This is a genomic window from Streptomyces sp. NPDC037242, assembly GCF_055604165.1.
In genome coordinates, this window is record NZ_JBVJUY010000044.1 from 42,505 (window position 1) to 61,529 (window position 19,025).

General features: G+C 71.3%; 17 protein-coding genes. 7 read left to right on the top strand and 10 right to left on the bottom strand.

Going from position 1 to position 19,025, the window contains the following annotated elements; translation table 11 throughout:
• Window positions 1–17: 17 nt before the first annotated feature.
• The 5 genes from ACZ7GJ_RS35090 to ACZ7GJ_RS35110 all read left to right on the top strand — a co-directional run bounded on the left by ACZ7GJ_RS35090 (window position 18) and on the right by ACZ7GJ_RS35110 (window position 4,951).
• Window positions 18–1,262 carry a hypothetical protein gene (locus tag ACZ7GJ_RS35090; RefSeq protein ID WP_470757600.1) on the top strand — a complete coding sequence of 415 codons (1,245 nt, stop codon included), beginning with the start codon at window positions 18–20 and terminating at the stop codon, window positions 1,260–1,262.
• Between the two features lie 1,041 nt (window positions 1,263–2,303).
• On the top strand, window positions 2,304–2,843 hold the full coding sequence (locus ACZ7GJ_RS35095) for a DUF4383 domain-containing protein (RefSeq protein ID WP_470757625.1): 540 nt from the start codon (window positions 2,304–2,306) through the stop codon (window positions 2,841–2,843).
• Window positions 2,844–3,077: 234 nt separating this feature from the next.
• Window positions 3,078–3,695, top strand: a complete 618-nt coding sequence (locus tag ACZ7GJ_RS35100; RefSeq protein WP_470757627.1) for a bifunctional 4-hydroxy-2-oxoglutarate aldolase/2-dehydro-3-deoxy-phosphogluconate aldolase — start codon at window positions 3,078–3,080, stop codon at window positions 3,693–3,695.
• Entirely contained in the window at window positions 3,692–4,699 is a 1,008-nt protein-coding gene (locus ACZ7GJ_RS35105; protein WP_470757602.1) for a sugar kinase, read from the top strand. Before ACZ7GJ_RS35100 ends, ACZ7GJ_RS35105 begins: the two co-directional genes overlap by 4 nt.
• A 33-nt stretch (window positions 4,700–4,732) precedes the next feature.
• Window positions 4,733–4,951, top strand: coding sequence for an FmdB family zinc ribbon protein (locus tag ACZ7GJ_RS35110; RefSeq protein WP_470757604.1), 219 nt, complete (start codon window positions 4,733–4,735; stop codon window positions 4,949–4,951).
• A gap of 40 nt (window positions 4,952–4,991) precedes the next feature.
• On the opposite strand, the gene ACZ7GJ_RS35115 is transcribed toward ACZ7GJ_RS35110, so the two are convergent.
• From ACZ7GJ_RS35115 to ACZ7GJ_RS35130, 4 genes are all read right to left on the bottom strand, one after another.
• Complete coding sequence (locus ACZ7GJ_RS35115; protein WP_470757606.1) at window positions 4,992–5,651, bottom strand: O-methyltransferase; 660 nt, start codon at window positions 5,649–5,651, stop codon at window positions 4,992–4,994.
• A complete protein-coding gene (locus ACZ7GJ_RS35120) occupies window positions 5,648–6,469 on the bottom strand; it encodes an HAD family hydrolase (RefSeq protein WP_470757608.1) in 822 nt (273 codons plus the stop codon). Before ACZ7GJ_RS35120 ends, ACZ7GJ_RS35115 begins: the two co-directional genes overlap by 4 nt.
• Window positions 6,466–8,928, bottom strand: a complete 2,463-nt coding sequence (locus ACZ7GJ_RS35125) for a phosphoribosyltransferase (RefSeq protein WP_470757629.1) — start codon at window positions 8,926–8,928, stop codon at window positions 6,466–6,468. Before ACZ7GJ_RS35125 ends, ACZ7GJ_RS35120 begins: the two co-directional genes overlap by 4 nt.
• Before the next feature lie 68 nt (window positions 8,929–8,996).
• Window positions 8,997–10,163, bottom strand: a complete 1,167-nt coding sequence (locus ACZ7GJ_RS35130) for an HpcH/HpaI aldolase/citrate lyase family protein (RefSeq protein ID WP_470757610.1) — start codon at window positions 10,161–10,163, stop codon at window positions 8,997–8,999.
• Window positions 10,164–10,357: 194 nt separating this feature from the next.
• Here ACZ7GJ_RS35130 and ACZ7GJ_RS35135 point away from each other — a divergent pair, with 194 nt between their 5' ends.
• The gene (locus tag ACZ7GJ_RS35135) at window positions 10,358–11,110 is read left to right on the top strand and encodes a TerD family protein (RefSeq protein WP_470757630.1); all 753 of its coding nucleotides are present in this window, start codon (window positions 10,358–10,360) and stop codon (window positions 11,108–11,110) included.
• Between the two features lie 57 nt (window positions 11,111–11,167).
• On the opposite strand, the gene ACZ7GJ_RS35140 is transcribed toward ACZ7GJ_RS35135, so the two are convergent.
• From ACZ7GJ_RS35140 to ACZ7GJ_RS35165, 6 genes are all read right to left on the bottom strand, one after another.
• Window positions 11,168–11,908 (bottom strand): TerD family protein, encoded by a 741-nt coding sequence (locus tag ACZ7GJ_RS35140; protein WP_365927123.1) that lies wholly within the window; start codon window positions 11,906–11,908, stop codon window positions 11,168–11,170.
• A gap of 130 nt (window positions 11,909–12,038) precedes the next feature.
• On the bottom strand, window positions 12,039–13,172 hold the full coding sequence (locus ACZ7GJ_RS35145; protein ID WP_470757613.1) for a DUF475 domain-containing protein: 1,134 nt from the start codon (window positions 13,170–13,172) through the stop codon (window positions 12,039–12,041).
• Between the two features lie 25 nt (window positions 13,173–13,197).
• Complete coding sequence (locus tag ACZ7GJ_RS35150; RefSeq protein ID WP_365927119.1) at window positions 13,198–13,773, bottom strand: TerD family protein; 576 nt, start codon at window positions 13,771–13,773, stop codon at window positions 13,198–13,200.
• A gap of 155 nt (window positions 13,774–13,928) precedes the next feature.
• Entirely contained in the window at window positions 13,929–14,504 is a 576-nt protein-coding gene (locus tag ACZ7GJ_RS35155; protein ID WP_470757615.1) for a TerD family protein, read from the bottom strand.
• A gap of 103 nt (window positions 14,505–14,607) precedes the next feature.
• Window positions 14,608–15,066 carry a peroxiredoxin gene (locus tag ACZ7GJ_RS35160; protein WP_365927115.1) on the bottom strand — a complete coding sequence of 153 codons (459 nt, stop codon included), beginning with the start codon at window positions 15,064–15,066 and terminating at the stop codon, window positions 14,608–14,610.
• 159 nt (window positions 15,067–15,225) lie between these two features.
• Entirely contained in the window at window positions 15,226–15,654 is a 429-nt protein-coding gene (locus tag ACZ7GJ_RS35165; RefSeq protein ID WP_385235415.1) for a DUF3052 family protein, read from the bottom strand.
• A gap of 436 nt (window positions 15,655–16,090) precedes the next feature.
• On the opposite strand from ACZ7GJ_RS35165, the gene aceE reads away from it, so the two are divergent.
• A complete protein-coding gene (aceE, locus tag ACZ7GJ_RS35170; RefSeq protein ID WP_470757617.1) occupies window positions 16,091–18,823 on the top strand; it encodes a pyruvate dehydrogenase (acetyl-transferring), homodimeric type in 2,733 nt (910 codons plus the stop codon).
• Window positions 18,824–19,025 lie beyond the last annotated feature (202 nt).

The window sequence follows — 19,025 nt, forward strand, 5'->3', positions numbered from 1 at the left end:
GGTACGGGAGAGGGATTGTGACGACGGCATCCCGGCGGTGGTTCGGCGGGCGGGACGAGAGTCGGCGGGCGGATGCGCAGGCGGCGAAGGATGCCGCCGCGGCCGCGTTCTACGAGCTGGACAGTGCGCAGCGGGACCTGCGGATCTCCGTGGAGACCATCGCCGCGGCGGACGGGTCGCCCGCGGCGCGGCAGGCGGGCGCCGGGTTCACCGCGCTCGGGCAGCGCATCGACCAGGTCAGCCAGGTGTACATCGAGGCCGTGGACGCGCACGACCTGGACCGGCCCGAGCTGGACGGCGCCGTCGCCGCGCGGGCGCGCGAGGAGCTGACCCGGGCGCGCGACGAGCTCGTACGGGTCAAGGCGGAGCTGGACCGGTTCGCGCAGGGGCTGCAGCCGCTGCTGGACAAGGCCGAGACCCAGTTGGCCCGGGTGGCGCCGGCCCGGGAGCGGGCCAGGGCCGCGCTGCTGGCGGCGAGCACGGCGCTGGACGACGTACGCGGCAAGGGGATGCGGGCCGATGACCTGGCGGCGCGGCTGGCGGCGCTCGGGCCGGAGCTGACCAAGCTGAACCAGGGTGCGGCGCAGCACGGCGTACAGGAGACCGTGCAGCGCGCCGACCGGATCCTGCGGGACGCGGAGGCGATACGGGCCGAGGCCGCGCGGCTGCCCGAGCGGGCGGCGGAGATCGACCGGCGGCTGGTGAGCCTGCGGACGCGGGCGCAGGCCCTGCGCAACCGGGCGGACCGGGTGGATCCGGTGCTCAGCGAGCTGCGCCGGCGGTTCAGTGCCGCGTGCTGGCAGGACCTTCAGCAGGTGCCCGACCAGGCGGTACGGGATGTGGCGCAGGCCGAGGAGCGGCTCAAGGAGGCTTCGCGGGCGCGGGACGAGCAGCGCTGGGCCGATGTCGCGGCGCTGGTCGAGGCGGTCCGCACGGCGCTGGACGCCACCGACGACGCGGTGTCGGCCGCGCAGGACCGGCTGACGCGGCTGGAGGCGGTGGCGCGGGATCCGCAGGCGGAGGTGCAGCGGACGCGGTTCGCGATCCGGGACGCGCAGCGGCTGGCGATGGAGGGCCGCACGGTGCCCGAGCCGCAGCACGCGCGGCCCCTGGACGAGGCGGTGGCTCGGGTGGAGCGTGCGCTGGCCGGTCTGGAGGGGCGCCACCCCGACTACTGGGCGTTCCTGCGGGAGATGGAGGAGGTCCGCGGGGCGGTGGGCCGGGTCGTGGCGGACATCCGGGGCCGACGCGCCGCCGGCTGAGGCCGGTCCCGCGCGGGCCGACGGGCCGCCGCCGGCAGAAGCAAGTCCTGCGGCGTCGAGGCCCGCGCGGCTTGGGGGGCCGCCGGCTACGAGGCCCGCAGGGCATGAGGGCCCCGGGGCGGCGAGATCCGCGCGGCACGGGGCCCCACCGGCAGCAAGCCCCGCGCGGCACGGGGCCCCACCGGCAGCGAGACCCGCGCGGCACGGGGCCCCACCGGCAGCGAGACCCGCGCGGCACGGGAGCCGCTCCGGCAGCAAGCCCCGCGCGGCATGAGGACCCACCAGCAGCAAGCCCCGCGCGGCATGAGGACCCACCAGGAGCAAGCCCCGCGCGGCATGAGGACCCCACCAGGAGCAAGCCCCGCGCGGCATGAGGACCCCACCAGCGTCGAGGCCCCCGCGGTATAGGGCCCCTCGGCGGCAAGACCCGCCCGGCATAGGGCCCCTCGGGTGGCGAGAACTGCACGACATGAGGAACCCGCGGCGTTGAGGCCCGCCCGGCACAAGGGCGCCGCGGCAGCGAGACCCGCGTACCAAGGCCCGCGCGGCATGAGCACCCGCCGACGTCGAGGCCCGCCCGCGCCACATCGGCCCCCACCGGCAGCGAGCCCCGCACGGTAAGAGGCCCCGCCGACTACGAGGCCCGCACAGCGTGAGGCCCCGGGGCGGCGAGACGCGTGCGGCATGAGGGGCCCGTCGGCGTCGAAGCCCCGCGACCGCGGGACCGTACAGCCGAAGGGCCCCGCAACCGCGGGGCCGCACAGGCGCGGGACCGTACAGCCGCGGGAGCGCGCGGCCGGAGTTGTCCGGGGGTGGGCATCGGCGGATGCTGGAGGGGTCACGAACGGAGCAGAGGAGGCCGGTATGGCTGCCCACACGTTCCACAGGCCTCGTATGCCGCAGGCACCCCCCGCCCCCACGCCGCACGAGGCCTACGGCCGTCACGCGCTCTACGGGTGCCACGAACCCCACGAGTCCTACGCGCCGTACGTGCCCCACGAGCCCTACGAGTCCCACGAGCCGCAGACGTCCGGGAACGGGATGCTGCGACGCCTCCTGCGTCCCGTCAACGCCCAGCTCGACGAGCACCTGCCCACCGACCACAAGCTCAGCAAGATCTACCGGGTCGGCGCCGGTCTGACGGGGCTGCTGCTGGTCGTCTTCGGCATCCTCGGGCTCATCGACCGCATCGGGTTCTTCGACACCGGCGGGGACAAGGTGCTCGCCCTGAACACGAACGGCGCGCTGAGCGTCCTGTCGATCTGCATCGGGGGGCTGCTGTTCGCCGGGACGGTGATCGGAGGCACCTTCGCCTCGACCCTCAACATCGTGCTGGGCCTGCTGTTCATCGCGAGCGGCTTCGTGAACCTCGCGCTGCTCGACACCGGCATGAACTTCCTGGCCTTCAGGATCCAGAACGTGCTGTTCAGCTTCGTCGTCGGCGTGATGCTGATGTGGTTCGGGATGTACGGGCGGGTCGGCAGCGCCCTCCCGCACGACAATCCGTACTGGCGTGCCCGCCACCCCGAGCAGGCGGCCATGGAGCAGCGGGCACCGGTGCTCAGAGGTCGCGGCTGGTAGGTAGGCAGGGTGGGTGCCTCTAGCAGAAGTGTTTGCTCATTGGCGATTGCTTGTGCAATTCTTTACCGAAAGAAGGGGAAGCCGCGCTTTCGTGCGCCCGCGCGTCGACCGGAACGGGTCGACGCCTCCTTCCATCTGGCTCCGCCATACCCGTAGTACCCCCGCATCCCGGTCCTGCCACCCGACCTGGAGAGGACACGGTCCGCCGTGAAGATCAGAATCGACGACGGCCCCATGGAGTTCGGCGCCGCCCTGCGCGCCGAGCGGCTCGTCGCCATCGTTCGCGGCAGGGATGCCGAGGCCTCCTTCCGTACCGTCATGACCCTCGTGGAGGAGGGCGTACCGCTCGTCGAGGTCTCCCTCAGCGGGACCGACGCCCTGCACGTCATCGGACGGGCCCGCAAGGAGCTCGGCGACACGGCGTGGCTGGGGGCCGGTACGGTCCTCACCGCCGAGGACGCCCAGCGGGCCGCCGATGCCGGGGCCAACCTGATGGCCACCCCGGGCCTCGGCGCCGGCGTGGACGAGTCCGTCCGCCAGGGGCTGCCCGTGCTCGCCGGGGTCATCTCCCCGACCGAGGTCATCGCGGCCGACGCGGCGGGTGCGTCCGCGCTCCGGCTGTTCCCCGGCTCGATCGGCGGGCCGGCGTACCTGCGCGCCCTGCGCGCACCCTTCCCCGACCTGCCGTTCGTGCCCGTCGGCGGGGTGGACGCGGCCGCCGCGGGCGAGTACCTGGCCTCCGGGGCGGTGGCGGTGGGCGTCGGCTCCCCGCTCGTCGGCGACGCCGCCGACGGCGGGGACCTGGACGCCCTGCGGCGCCGGGCCGCCGAGTTCAAGGCGGCCTGCGCGTGAGCGTGTTCACCTTCGGGGAGACGCTGCTCGCCCTGCGCGGCAGCGGCCCGCTGCGCCTCGGCGGAGCGCTGGACGTCTCGGTCACCGGGCCCGAGTCGAACGTGGCCGTCGGCCTCACCCGGCTCGGGCACGAGGTCCGCTGGGCGGGCGCGGTCGGCGACGACGAGGCCGGCGATCTGGTACTGCGGACCCTGCGGACGGAAGGCGTCGACGTGTCCGGCGCCTCCCGGGACGACGGCGGGGCCCCGACCGGACTGACACTGGCCGCGCCGGCCGCGCCCGGGCCGCCGGAGCAGGCGCGCGACCACTACTACCGCGCGGGGTCGGCCGGTTCGCGGCTCAAGGCGTGCGCGGTGGAGCGGGCCTTCACCGCGCGCCCGCCGAGGATCCTGTACCTGACGGGCATCACCCCGGCGCTGTCGCGCACCGCGCGTTCGGCGGCCACCCTCGCCCTGCGCCTCGCGGCGGAGCACTCCGCGCTGGTGTGCCTGGACGTCAGCCATCGGGCGCGGCTGTGGGGGGCCGAGGAGGCGGCTTCCGTACTGCGGGAGTGGGCGCCGTCCGTGGACGTGCTGATCGCCACGGAGGCCGAGCTCGCGCTGTGCCTGCCGGCCGGTGGCGCGGACGACCCGGGCGTACGGGCCAAGGAGCTCGTGCGGCTCGGGGTCGGCGAGGTCGTGGTCAAACCCGGCGCGGACAGCACGACCGCGTACGGCACGACCGCGTACGGGGAGGACGGCGCCCTCGTGCACGCCCCGGCGCGGCCCGTCCGAGCGGTGGACCCTGTGAACGCCGTGCACCCGGCCGGCGCCGGGGACGCCTTCGCCGCCGGCTACCTGTCGGCCCTGCTCGACGGGCTCGACACCGCCGGACGCCTCGACCGGGCCCTCGCGGCGGACGCCTTCGCGGCGGCCTCGCGCGGGAACCGGGAGGGCGGGCCGACCCGCTCGGAGCTCGGGTTGCCGGCCGCCCCCGCCCGGGCCGAGCGCCGCACCGGGGATTGACGATCCGGGGTGCGCCCTGCGTAGCCTGACCGCATGCCCCGCTACGAATACCGCTGCCGGACCTGCGAAGACACCTTCGAGGTCAGCCGTCCGATGGCCGAATCCTCCGCACCCGCCGACTGCCCGGCCGGGCACGCCGACACCGTCAAGCTGCTCTCCGCCGTGGCCGTGGGCGGCACCAGCAGCGCCCCCGCGCCCGCCATGCGCGCGGGCGGAGGCGGCGGGGGCTGCTGCGGCGGTGGCTGCGGCTGAGCCCCCGCCGCCGAACCCGAACCAGACCCCGAACCCGCCCCTAGCGCTTGCGCGACAGGGTGAGTCCGTCCGAGATCGCCAGCAGGACGGACTCCATACGGGTGTCCGCCGAGACGTGGTCGTTGAACGCGCGGACGCCCGCCGCCGAGCCCGTGGCCGACTCGTCCAGGACCGTGCCGTGGTACAGCGTGTTGTCCGTGACGATCAGGCCGCCCGGCCGGAGCCTCGGTACGAGCTCCTCCCAGTAGGCGATCTGGGTCTCCTTGTCCGCGTCCAGATAGGCCATGTCGATGTGCGGCTCGGCCGGCATGGCGCGCAGCGTGTCCAGCGCCGGGGCGATCCGCAGGTCGATGCGGTCGGCGACGCCCGCCGCCTCCCAGGCCTCGCGGCCGAACGCCGTCCACTCCGTCGAGACGTCGCACGCGATCAGCGTCCCGCCGGGCGGCAGGGCCTGGGCCATCGACAGCGACGAGAAGCCCGTGAAGGTGCCCACCTCCACGATGTGGCGGGCGCCCGTCAGCCGGACGAGGAAGGCCAGCAGCGGCCCCTGCTCCTCCGCCGACTGCATCCCGGCGACGTCCGGGAACTTCTCGTACGTCGTCGCCACCAGCCCCCGCTGGACCGCGTCCAGCGGGGGGTTGTGCGCGAGCATGTACTGGTAGAGCTCATCCGTGATCTTGGTGCTGTTGCCCTTGGTCATGCGCTCAGTCTCGCAACCGCCCCGCCGAACGCGCGCACGATCTCCTCGCCCGCCAGCACCCCGGCCGTGCCGAGCGCCGTCACCGTCGGCGCCGTCCAGTCCGCGTCGGCCAGTTCGCCGTGCCCCGGGCGCCATCCCTCGTCCGCCGCGAGCAGCAGGTCCGCGTCCAGCAGCGAGTCACCGGCCGCCAGCGTGGCCGTGGCCCCGGTCCGGCGGGCCACCTCGCGCATCGCGGCGCTCTTGGTCAGCGGCCGCGGAACGGCGTAGATCTTCCGGCCCTGGAGCGACACCGACCAGCCGCGCGACTGCGCCCACTCCGCCAGGGCCTTGAGCCATTCGTGCGGCACCAGGTCCCGCTCGACGACCAGGTACGCGAACAGGTCCTCCGCCACCCGCGCCTTGCGCAGCCACGCCGGGTCCGCCGTCGCCAGCAGGTGCCCGTGCACCTCCTCCAGCGGCGCGCACTCCCGCTGCAGCCGCGTCGCGACCTCGCGCCGCCAGTCCTTGTCCGGCACCCCGTCCACCAGCAGCTGGCCGCCGTTGGCGCAGATCGCGTACGGGGCCGGGCGTCCGGGGAAGCGGATCCGCTGGTACTGCTTGCGGGTACGGGTGGTGGTCGGGACGAAGACCGCCCGCGGATCGGCGGTCAGCTGGGCCAGCAGCCCGGCCGCCGTCTCCGTCATGTACGAGAGCGGCTTGCTCTCGTGCACCTCGACGCACAGCAGCCGCGGGGCCACCGGGTCGGGCATGGTCAGGCCGAGCGCGGCCGACGAGTAGATGAGCGTGCGGTCGAGATCACTGGCTACCAGGACAGTCACTTGGAGGCCACAGCCTTTCCGTCGGCGCCGGTCGCGCCGCGCGTGAAGCGGGGGTGGATGAGTCCCACGCAGGTGTAGGGCAGCCCGTCCACCTCTTCCACCGGCACTCCCCGCTGCTCCGCGAGGAGTCGTACGTGGTCCAGGTCGGCGCCGGCGCCGCGCTGGGCGAGGATCTTCCACGGGACCCTGCGCAGCAGTACCCGGGTGGTCTCGCCGACTCCCGGCTTGACCAGGTTCACGTCGTGGATGCCGTACTCCTCGCTGATCCGCTCGACCGCCGCCCAGCCCACCCAGGTGGGGGTGCGGTCCGCCGCGAGCAGTTCCTTGACCTCGGCGTCGACGGCGTCGGCCACCTCGTCGAAGCGCGCGGCGACGGTGTCGACGAAGTCGGTGGAGACGTCGGCGGCGGCGAGCTCCCGGTAGAACTTCGCGCCGTGGAAGTCGGCGGGACCCACCAGGTCGGACCTCAGCACCGTACGCGAGACCAGCCCGGAGACGGTGGAATTGAGACAGGCGGAGGGGATCAGGAAGTCCTCGCGGGTGCCGTAGGTCTCCACGCACGAACCGGGGTCGGCGAGGACCACGATCTCCGGGTTGAAGCCCTCGAACTCCGCCAGCGCCTCCCGCAGCTCCCGCGTGATGGCGCCCTTGCCGGTCCAGCCGTCCACGAACACCACGTCGGCCGGATCGTGGTGGCGGGCCAGCCAGCGCAGGGCGTTGGCGTCGATGCCCCGGCCGCGCACGATGGAGACGGCGTAGTGCGGCAGGTCCAGGCCGTGCCGCTCGCGGGCCCAGCGGCGCATCAGTACGCCCACCGGGGTCCCGGCGCGGGCCAGGGAGACCAGTACGGGCGAGGGGGAACGCTCGGCCAGGACGGTTTCGGTGACGGTGCCCACGGCGCGGGCGACCCGGGCGGCGGAGGCGGTCAGCGCGCTCTGGTAGAGCTCCTGGTACTGGGGGGACGGCTGGTACTCGACGGGCAGCGACTCGGCGTAGTGCGCGCCGCCGGCCTGTATCGCCTCCTCGCGCTCCTCGGTCGGGGCCTCCAGTTCGACGTCGGAGAGGTCCTGGAGCAGCCAGCCGACGTCCTCGGGGGCGTACGAGGAGAAGGCGGGGCCGCGCAGGGGCTCGGTCATGATCGGCTCCAGCCGGTCGGGTACGTCGGGTACGTAGGAGTCGGGTACGTAGGAAGGGATGACGACGGGCAGGACCCGGCCGGTGTGCGGGGCGAGGGCGGCGAGCAGGCCCGTACGCAGCTCCGGGGTGTCCCCGGCCGAGTCGACCACGGCGACGACGGTGTCGAAGCCGGCGCCCGGCGTGCTGTTGCGGACGTTGTAGGCGTACCGGTCGCCGGGTCCGTCGGCGGGGGCGTCATGGGCCGGGAAGACGAGCCGGGTCCGGATGGCGTACCCGGGGTCGTCCACGGCGAGCACGGGCGAGCGGGTGGTGGTGGAGAAGCGGACCTCGTCGGCCGCGCCCGCCTCCTCCAGGGCCTTCGCGAGGCGCAGCGGGGCGTACATCAGCTCCTCGTTGCCGAGTACGAGGACCCGCCCGGGCCGCTCGCCCAGCGCGGCCGCGAGCTGCCGGGCCAGGTCCGGCAGGGCCGCGTCGAGCGCTGCCCGGTGCGCGGGGGTGAACCCGTGCCGCCCCCCGTCGGGGACTCCGGCGGGCCAGTCCAGCTCCAGCTTCGCCGGCGCCGGGTCCGCGGCAGAGGCGTGAGCAGAGGCGGCGGCGCCCTTGGCCTCGTACTCCGCGACCAGGGCCTGGCCCTTGGCCAGTACCCCCTCCGGCAGGGAGACGGTGCCCGAGGCGAGCGCGACCAGGTCCACCCGCGCGCCCAGCTCGGCGGCGAAGGCGGTGAGCCGCTCGCGGTCCGCCGGGGAGCGCATGTCGACCAGGGCGACGACCACGTAGTGCGCCCGGGGGTGGCGGGCGTGCAGGTCGCGGATGGTGTTCAGCACGGTGTTGCCGGTGGAGAACTCGTCGTCCACGAGGACCAGCGGGCCACCGCCCGCCAGCAGCGCGGGGTCCTGCGGCAGCAGCAGGTGCGAGGTGGCGTGCGAGTGCGCCTCCTCGAAGCCGCCCGCGGGCTCCACGCCCGTGACGGGGCGCCGGGTGGAGTGCAGGTACGGGGCGAGTCCGAGGCCGTCGGCGACGCAGTGGCCGAGCCCGGTCGCGGTCTCGGCGTACCCGAGGACCACGGCCGAGGCGGCCGCGGTCTCGCCGAGCAGTGCCCGGACCCGCTCCCCGAGCCCGTACCCGGCGGCGTACACGACTGCCGGGGACTGCGGGACGTGCTTGCCGAGCACCTGCGAGACCAGCAGGTGCGCCCGCTTGGGGTTGCGCCGCAGCGCCAGCCCGAGCAGCTCGTCGAGCCGCGGCCCGCCCGGTTCTGACCCCTCCTCCAGGCTCACGCCCAGCCGGTCCGCGACCCAGGTTCCCGACCACACCTCGTCGATCGTCTTGCCTTTCCTCAAAGCACTCGGAGTACTTGTATGACTGCCCGTGGCCCCCTGCGACGGCCCGCTCACACCTGGAGCCCGGCCGTGAGGAGATCGACGAAGCCGACCTCCTCCTTCGCGACCCCGAAGACCTCGGCGCGGAGCATGGTGCGCTCGGCCCAGGCCCGGTGGGGCTTCACCTCGTTCATCTTGTTCGTGTAGGCGGAGCGCATGACTCCGCCGCCGCCGCGCTCGGGGCGCAGGATGTCCTGGGCGTCGCTGAACTCCTCGTGGGAGACCACCGACAGCGCGTGGACGGGGGTGACGTGGGCTGGGTGGATGCAGGTCTTGCCCAGCAGTCCGTTGGCCCGGTCGAGTTCGATCTCGCGCAGCAGCCCGTCCAGGTCGTGCTCGATCAGCGCGGTGCGCAGCTCCTCCACGCCTTCCTCCAGGAAGGGGCTGCGGCGCAGCTGGGGCTTGAAGAGGCGCTGCTGGCTGCGGAAGTACTCCCACACCGGCCCGGTGACCGTGAAGCCGGTGCCGTCGGCGCGGCTGAGCACGTTGACCACGTCAGCGATCACCCCCGCGACGATCTGGACGTCGTAGGCGGTCATGTCGGGGGTGCGGCGCAGTCCGTACGCCGAGCAGAAGTCGGTCACGCCGAGCCGCAGGGCCAGGACGCTCTCGCGGTACTTGTTGACCGTGCGGGAGATGCCGGCGAGGGCTTCGACGCGGGTCTCCAGGTGCAGGAGCTCGGGGGTCTCCAGGACGGGCATGGCATACAGCCGGGGCTGTCCGCTCTCCGCCTCGGCCTGTGCCACGGCGTCGAGGAAGGCGATTCCTCGGGTTTCGGTGAATTTGGGCAGTACGAATCCGGCCAGGCGCGAGGCGGAGCCGCCGAGGCGGCGCACGAGATCGGGTATCTGCTCGGGCGTGCGGACGCGGATGAAGAGGAGCGGCAGCTCCGCGGGCTCCTCGTCGAGGGCCGCGAACTGCCGGACGAGGTTGTCCTCGCCGTCCGCCACATCGGCGTCGCTGATGGAATCCTCCAGGCAGAGGACCATGGAGACCACTCCGCGGGAGGCCTGCTTGCGGATGTCGCCGGCGAGGTTCGGGCGGGTGGCAGGACTGTAGAGCGTGGCTCCCAGCGCGGCCGCGAGGGTGCGGGCGGGTGAGGCAGCGGTGAACTCGGCCGGCTCCTGGTGGAAGAGGTCCTTGCGGACGGTGGGCGATATGTGCCCGAAATGACGCATGTGCTTCCCCCGTACTGCCTCGGCGGCCCAACTGGCGTGGCCGGTAATAGTACGTACGAATGAGATTCAAGAGTTCCCCAAGCACATGAAATCCAGGTAACCCTCTTGCACCATGCCCAGGTCTTCCGTTCTGGACAAGGCCCTACGGGGGGCCGCATTGTCCCGGTCATGCCCGGGAGGGCAGGATGACCGGCATGACGCACGCGATGCAGAAGGGCTCGAACATCCCGGTGGCCCCCGTGGCCGTCCGGGCGGTGCTGCGCTGGACCGGCGGCGGCGAGGTTCCCGACGTGGACGCGTCCGCGCTGCTCGTGGGCCCGGACGGGCGGGTGCGGTCGGACGAGGACTTCGTCTTCTACAACCAGCCCCGCCACCCCTCCGGTGCCGTATGGCGGCTCGGCAAGAAACAGGTCGGCGACTCGATCACCGACGCCGTCCAGGCGGACCTGCGTGCCGTCACGCCGGCCGTCGACCGGATCCTCGTCGTCGCCTCCGCCGAGGACGTGCCCTTCCAGCGCGTCCACGACCTGCGGATCCTGCTCTACGACGCCACCGCCACCGGCGGCTCCGAGCCGCTCGCCTACTTCGACGTACGGCCCGAGACCGGCGCGGAGACGGCGCTGATCTGCGGCGAGCTGTACCGGCGGGGCGACGGGTGGAAGTTCCGGGCGCTGGGCGAGGGCTACTCGAACGGGCTGGTGGGGCTGGCGACCGACCACGGGATCTCCGTGGACGAGGGGTCCCCGGAGGCCTCGGGCTCGGCGCCGGGCCCCACGGCCGATCAGACCGCCGCGATGCGCCCGCCGGCGCCGCCCACGCAGGCTCCGCCGGCCGCGCAGCCCGCGTACGGGTACCCGCAGCCGGTGTCTCCGGCCCCGCTCCCGGGGCCGGGCGGCGACCCCACCTTCCGGCTGCCGGCCCAGGGCCCGCAGTTCGTCCGCCGCTGATCCCGGGCTCCGGCCGCGGCGGGGGCGGGGCGGGCGCGGCGGGGCGGCGCCGGGGCGTCAGGCCTTGGTCTTGTAGCCCCGCCCCCACTGCAGGCCCCACCCGTAGAGCCGGTCCAGCTCGGCCTGGAACCCGTACACGAACTTCACCTCGCGCCGCACGATCAGCTCGCCCTTGATGTTCTCCAGGGAGACCACCGCGCAGGATCGGGCCTGCGGGTGCCGCTCCTCCAGCGGGATCTCGATCCGCGGTCCGGTGATCGGGTAGAGGGTGACCAGGGCGTGCGTCCGGTCGAAGGCCGGGGTCTGGTCGTAGATGTACACGAAGACGAGCAGCCGCTTGATCTTGTCGATGTGGTCGAGGTTGACGAAGACCGTCTCGCCGGAGGGCGCCCCGAACCGGTCGTCGCCGCTGAGCTTCACGTACGGCGGGCTGTTGATGTCCCCGTGGAGGTTGCCCAGCGGCTGTACGACGCCGCGGGTGCCGTCGGTCAGCTCGTAGAGGCAGCCGATGTCGAGGTCGACATTGACCATGCCCTGCGTGTGCGCCTGCACCATGTCGGGTTTGAACAGCTTGAACGGATGCCGGAAGAGCTGACCGCTCGGGCCGACACTGCGACCGCCGATGTCCGAGGTGCGCATGCGCCAGGAGAGGTTCACGCGCAGATTGCCGTGCACCGCGCCCTGTTTGGTGAGCGACACCGTCGGATGGCGTTTGGTCAGCTCGATCGCGTTCGACGAGGCGCTGCCCGACTGGAACTGCGTGGCGCGCGCGCCCCTGAGCCCGTCGAAGAAACCCATGCCCCAACCCCCCAGGTCGGTCCTGTGCCCGGATGTGCGGCGGGGCGGCCGCGCGGACCCGTGGATCCGCGTGGCCGCCCCGTCACACAGAAAATGATTCCGCGTGAAGCGTTCCGCAATCAGGGCCGGGTCACACCCCGGCCTTGACCTCCGCCGACTCGCCGTCCCCGCCCTCGGCCTCGATGCGCTTGTTGCGGCGCACGGAGGACCAGAAGGACCAGGCGATCAGCGCGACGCCGACGAGGCCGGTGATGACCTCGTGGATCTCGTGCTGGATCGTGACGAGCAGGATGACGGCGAGCGCGCCGATGGCGTAGTGCGCGCCGTGCTCCAGGTAGACGTAGTCGTCCAGGGTGCCCTGGCGGACCAGGTAGACCGTGAGCGACCGGACGTACATGGCACCGATGCCGAGGCCGAGGGCCATGAGCACGATGTCGTTGGTGATGGCGAAGGCGCCGATGACGCCGTCGAAGGAGAAGGACGCGTCGAGGACCTCGAGGTAGAGGAACATGAAGAACGCGGCCTTGCCGGCCATCGCGACGGCCGAGACCGGCTTCCCGGCCTTCTTCGCCGCTTCCTCGGCCTCGTGCTCGGCCTCTTCCTCCTCCTCCAGCTTGTTCTCGAAGTAGCCGGAGAGACCGCCGACGACCATGTAGGTGATCAGGCCGAGGACACCGGAGATCAGGACGGTCTGGGCCTTGTCCACTTCGCCGCCGTGCTGGTGGGCGTGGGTGGCGAAGGTCATGGAGGTGATGACCAGGACGATCAGCGCGATGCACGCGGAGAGCATGTCGATCTTGCCGAGCTTGGCGAGCGGGCGCTCCAGCCACGCGAGCCACTTGATGTCACGGTCCTCGAAGATGAAGTCGAGGAAGATCATCAGGAGGAACATTCCACCGAAGGCAGCGATGGACGGGTGAGCGTCCGTGACCAGCTGCCTGTACATGTCCTTGTCGGTCATGGCCAGGTCGACGGCCTCGATGGGCCCGATCTTGGCACTGATCGCGACGATCACGACAGGGAAGACCAGGCGCATGCCGAACACGGCGATGAGGACACCGATGGTGAGGAAGATCTTCTGCCAGAAGGCATTCATCTTCTTCAGGATTCCGGCGTTGACCACCGCGTTGTCGAAGGACAGCGAGATCTCCAGGATGGAGAGGATCGCGACGATCCCGAACGCCTTCCACCCCCCGTAGAACACCGCTGCGACCAGACCGAGCGCAGTGACTGCGAACGACCAGCCGAAGGTTTTGAGAACCACAGGCACCCCATCGTCTTGTACGGCTTTACGAAACGTTGACCCCGAAGTCTAGAGCGATGCCCCTGAGCCCCGACGCGTACCCCTGCCCCACCGCACGGAACTTCCATTCGCCCCCGTAGCGGTAGACCTCGCCGAAGATCATCGCCGTCTCGCTGGAGGCGTCCTCGGAGAGGTCGTAGCGGGCCAGCTCCTGGCCGTCCGCCTGGTTCACCACGCGGATGAAGGCATTGCTGACCTGGCCGAAGCTCTGCCGGCGGGCGTCCGCCTCGTGGATCGAGACGGGAAAGACGATCTTGTCCACCCGCTCCGGCACCTTGGTGAGGTCGATGATGATCGACTCGTCGTCGCCTTCACCCTCGCCGGTGAGGTTGTCGCCGGTGTGTTCTACGGAGCCCTCGGGACTCTTCAGGTTGTTGTAGAAGACGAAGTACTCGTCCCCGAGCACCCGGCCGTCGCTGCACAGCAGCGCGCTGGCGTCGAGGTCGAAGTCGGCTCCCGTGGTCGAGCGCGCGTCCCATCCGAGGCCGATCAGAACCCGGGTGAGGTTCGGTGCGGCCTTGGAGAGGGAGACATTGCCCCCCTTGGCGAGTGTGACGCCCATGTTGTGGTCCTCCCCGGACGACGGTGTTGCGATGGCGGTACGGCGTCCTGCGGTACGGCTGTGCAGTCATGCGGCGGTGCGGTGATGCGGCGGCAAAGCCCGTCCGGCGCCGTACACACAGTGCACGGCGCCGGACGGGACTACTGCTCTCGGACTCAGACGTTGACGCCGAAGTCCTGCGCGATGCCGCGCAGGCCGGAGGCGTAACCCTGGCCGATGGCGCGGAACTTCCACTCCGCGCCGTTGCGGTACAGCTCGCCGAAGACCATCGCGGTCTCGGTCGAGGCGTCCTCGGAGAGGTCGTAGCGGGCGAGCTCGGTGTTGTCGGCCTGGTTCACGACGCGGATGTACGCGTTGCGGACCTGGCCGAAGCTCTGCTGGCGGCCCTCGGCCTCGTAGATCGAGACCGGGAAGACGATCTTCTGGACGTCTGCGGGGACGCCGGCCAGGTTGACCTTGATCGCCTCGTCGTCGCCCTCGCCCTCACCGGTGGTGTTGTCACCGGTGTGCTCGACCGAGCCGTCCGGGCTCTTCAGGTTGTTGAAGAACACGAAGTTCGAGTCGTTGGCGACCTTGCCCTGGTCGTTGGTCAGGATCGCGCTGGCGTCGAGGTCGAAGTCGACACCGGTGGTGGTGCGAGCGTCCCAGCCCAGACCGACGATGACCGCCGTCAGGTTCGGCGCGGCCTTGGTCAGCGAGACGTTTCCGCCCTTGCTGAGGCTGACTCCCACAGGTCCTCCATTGGTGTTTGTGTGGGGCTGTGCCCCGCCGTGCGGTTACTACCGGATCAACGCTTCGATCCTAGTGACGGGTTCCCACCCGCACCCGGATTTCTCAGAGGCTGTCGAGGGCCTTGATGTACTCGTTCAGGTCACGCGCGTCGGGCAGCCCGTTGACGACGGTCCACTTAACGATGCCGTCCTTGTCGATGATGAAGGTGCCGCGGACCGCGCAGCCCTTCTCCTCGTCGAAGACGCCGTACGCGCGGGAGGTCTCCCCGTGCGGCCAGAAGTCCGACAGCAGCGGGTACTCCAGCCCCTCCTGCTCGCCGAAGACCCGCAGGGTCGGCACCGAGTCGTTGGAGACCGCGAGGAGCTGCACGTCGGCGTTCTGGAACCGCGGCAGCTGGTCGCGCAGCTCGCACAGCTCACCGGTGCACACACCGGTGAACGCGAAGGGGTAGAAGAGCAGCACGACCGCCTTCTCCCCCCTGAAGTCGGAGAGCCGCACGGTGGCGCCGTGGTTGTCCTTGAGCTCGAAGTCCGGGGCCTTGGTGCCGACCTCGATCGCCATGTGTCGCATTCCCTTCGTTCCTGCTTGGCCGCGCTGGGCCGTTCGGGTGGTGCCACCCTATGGCCACCCGGTCCGTTTTGTGGACCGCAACGCACGCACCCCGCCGACCGGGGATCAACCTGGTCGACGGGGTGCGTGTCCGCTTGGCTGCGGTACGGCTCAGCGCTTCTTGGCGGCGGTCTTGGGCGTCACCAGCTTGGTGGCGCCCCACTCCTTGCCGACGGGAAGACCCTTGGCCAGCGAGAGGCCGGCGGTCTCGGCGGCCTCCTTGATGTCACTGGCCTCGACGTAGCCGGGGCGGCCGGTCTTGGGAGTCAGCAGCAGGATCAGTGCGCCGTCCTCGATCAGCTCGGTGGCATCGACCAGAGCGTCCGCCAGATCGGCGTCGTCGTCCTCTCGGTACCACAGCAGTACGGCGTCGGCGACGTCGTCGTAGTCCTCGTCGACGAGCTCGCCGACGAGTTCCTCGACGACGTCACGGAAATCCTGATCGACGTCGTCGTCGTAGCCGATCTCCTGGACCACCTGTTCGGACTGGAAACCCAGCCGGGCGGCCAGGTTCTCCGCGTGGTCCGCGGTCGCGCTCACGGGGTGCCTCCTGCTCATGTTCGGTGAATGTCTTTCGGCGGCGCGCGTACGCGCAGCATTGGACGTAGTCCACACGGGCGCGGCGGATCGCGCAAGTACCCGGCCGCCGAGACCGTCGAAACGGTGACGATTGCGGCCGTCTCGCCGCAACTTTCAGCACCTCGATGTGTACCTCGGGTGATTCATCCCACACCATTCCACCTCATTCGGCATCGGGTCGGGACTTTCCTACCTGTTTGAGGGACGAACGGCCTTACGAAGTCGCTGATCGCCATGGGCGTAAGGTTGCGGTTTGGCCGGTCTCGTCACCGAGTCGTCCCTGATTCGCTGCCGACTCCAGGGATTACCCAGTGGTAGAGGTGACGATTTCGGTCGAGCGTAAGACCATGGGAGGCGGCGACCCAAGGCACGACTCCCCCGACAGCGAAGGAACAGCGTGGCTTCCGCATCCGATCGCAATCCGATCATCATTGGCGGCCTGCCGAGCCAGGTCCCGGACTTCGATCCGGAGGAGACGCAGGAGTGGCTCGACTCCCTGGACGCAGCCGTCGACGAGCGGGGCCGTGAGCGTGCCCGCTACCTGATGCTGAGGCTGATCGAGCGGGCCCGTGAGAAGCGCGTGGCCGTGCCCGAGATGCGCAGCACGGACTACGTCAACACCATCGCCACCAAGGACGAGCCCTACTTCCCCGGCAACGAGGAGATCGAGCGCAAGGTCCTCAACGCCACCCGGTGGAACGCGGCCGTGATGGTCTCGCGCGCCCAGCGTCCCGGGATCGGCGTCGGCGGCCACATCGCCACGTTCGCCTCCTCCGCCTCCCTCTACGACGTGGGCTTCAACCACTTCTTCCGGGGCAAGGACGAGGGTGACGGCGGCGACCAGATCTTCTTCCAGGGCCACGCCTCGCCCGGTATCTATGCGCGCGCCTATCTCCTGGACCGGCTCTCCGAGCAGCAGCTCGACGCGTTCCGGCAGGAGAAGTCGAAGGCCCCGTACGGCCTTTCCAGCTACCCGCACCCGCGGCTCATGCCGGACTTCTGGGAGTTCCCGACCGTCTCGATGGGCCTCGGCCCGCTCGGCGCGATCTACCAGGCCCGGATGAACCGGTACATGCAGGCGCGCGGGATCGCCGACACCTCCAAGTCCCACGTTTGGGCGTACCTCGGCGACGGCGAGATGGACGAGCCGGAGTCGCTCGGCCAGTTGTCCATCGCCGCCCGCGAGGGCCTGGACAACCTGACCTTCGTCGTCAACTGCAACCTCCAGCGCCTCGACGGCCCGGTGCGCGGCAACGGCAAGATCATGCAGGAGCTGGAGTCGCAGTTCCGCGGCGCCGGCTGGAACGTCATCAAGCTGATCTGGGACCGCTCCTGGGACCCGCTGCTGGCGCAGGACCGCGACGGCATCCTGGTCAACAAGCTGAACTCGACCCCGGACGGCCAGTTCCAGACGTACGCGACCGAGTCGGGCGCGTACATCCGCGAGCACTTCTTCGGCGGGGACCAGCGGCTGCGCGCGATGGTCGAGAACATGACCGACCGGCAGATCCAGCACCTGGGCCGCGGCGGCCACGACCACAAGAAGGTCTACGCGGCCTACGCGGCGGCCAAGGCCCACAAGGGCCAGCCGACGGTGATCCTGGCGCAGACCGTCAAGGGCTGGACGCTGGGCCCGAACTTCGAGGGCCGCAACGCGACGCACCAGATGAAGAAGCTGACGGTCGACGACCTCAAGCGCTTCCGCGACCGCCTGCACATCCCGATCCCGGACTCCCAGCTGGAGGACGGCGCGCCGCCGTACTACCACCCGGGCCGCAACTCCCCCGAGATCCAGTACATGCACGACCGCCGCAGCGCCCTGGGCGGCTACGTGCCGACCCGCGTGGTGCGCGCGAAGCCGCTGCAGCTGCCGGACGAGAAGACGTACGCGGCCGCCAAGAAGGGTTCGGGGCAGCAGTCGATCGCCACCACCATGGCCTTCGTCCGCATCCTGAAGGACCTGATGCGGGACAAGGAGATCGGCAAGCGCTTCGTGCTGATCGCGCCCGACGAGTACCGCACCTTCGGTATGGACGCCTTCTTCCCGAGCGCCAAGATCTACAACCCGCTGGGCCAGCAGTACGAGGCGGTCGACCGCGACCTGCTGCTCGCGTACAAGGAGTCGCCGACCGGGCAGATGCTGCACGACGGCATCTCGGAGGCGGGCTGCACGGCCTCGCTGATCGCGGCGGGTTCGGCGTACGCGACGCACGGCGAGCCGCTGATCCCGGTCTACGTCTTCTACTCGATGTTCGGTTTCCAGCGCACGGGTGACCAGTTCTGGCAGATGGCCGACCAGCTGGCGCGCGGGTTCGTCCTCGGTGCGACCGCCGGCCGGACCACCCTGACGGGTGAGGGCCTCCAGCACGCCGACGGTCACTCCCAGCTGCTGGCGTCGACCAACCCGGGCTGCGTGGCGTACGACCCGGCCTACGGCTACGAGATCGCGCACATCGTCAAGGACGGTCTGCGGCGGATGTACGGGCCGGATGCCGAGGACGTCTTCTACTACCTGACGGTCTACAACGAGCCGATCCAGCACCCGGCCGAGCCGGCCGACGTCGATGTCGACGGCATCCTCAAGGGCATCCACCGGGTCTCGGCGGGTACGGCCGGCAGCATCGCGGCGCAGATCATGGCCTCCGGTGTGGCGGTGCCGTGGGCGCTGGAGGCGCAGCGGATCCTGGCCGCCGAGTGGAACGTCAAGGCGGACGTCTGGTCGGCGACCTCCTGGAACGAGCTGCGCCGCGAGGCCGTCGAGGTCGAGGAGCACAACCTGCTCCACCCGGAGGAGGAGCAGCGCGTCCCGTACGTGACGCGCAAGCTGTCGGGTGCGCAGGGGCCGTTCGTGGCGGTGTCCGACTGGATGCGGGCGGTGCCGGACCAGATCTCGCGGTGGGTACCCGGCCCCTACACCTCGCTGGGCGCGGACGGCTTCGGCTTCGCGGACACGCGTGGTGCGGCGCGGCGCTTCTTCCACATCGACCCGCAGTCGGTGGTCCTCTCGGTGCTGACCGAGCTGGCCAAGGAGGGCAAGATCGACCGCTCGGTGCTGAAGCAGGCCGTCGACCGGTACCGGCTGCTGGACGTCTCGGCGGCGGACCCGGGCGCGGCCGGCGGCGACGCGTAGGACGACGCCGCTGACCTGGCGGCGGCGGTGACGGGGGGGGGGGGGGGGGGGGGGGGGGGGGGGGGGGGGGGGGTGGGGGGGTGTTTTTGGGGGGGGGGGGGGGGGGGGGAGGGGGGGGGGGGGGGGGGGGATGTGGGGGGGGGGGGGGGGGGGACTGGTAACAAGGGCCACCCATAGGTGGGGGCGGAGCTAAGGGGGCGGG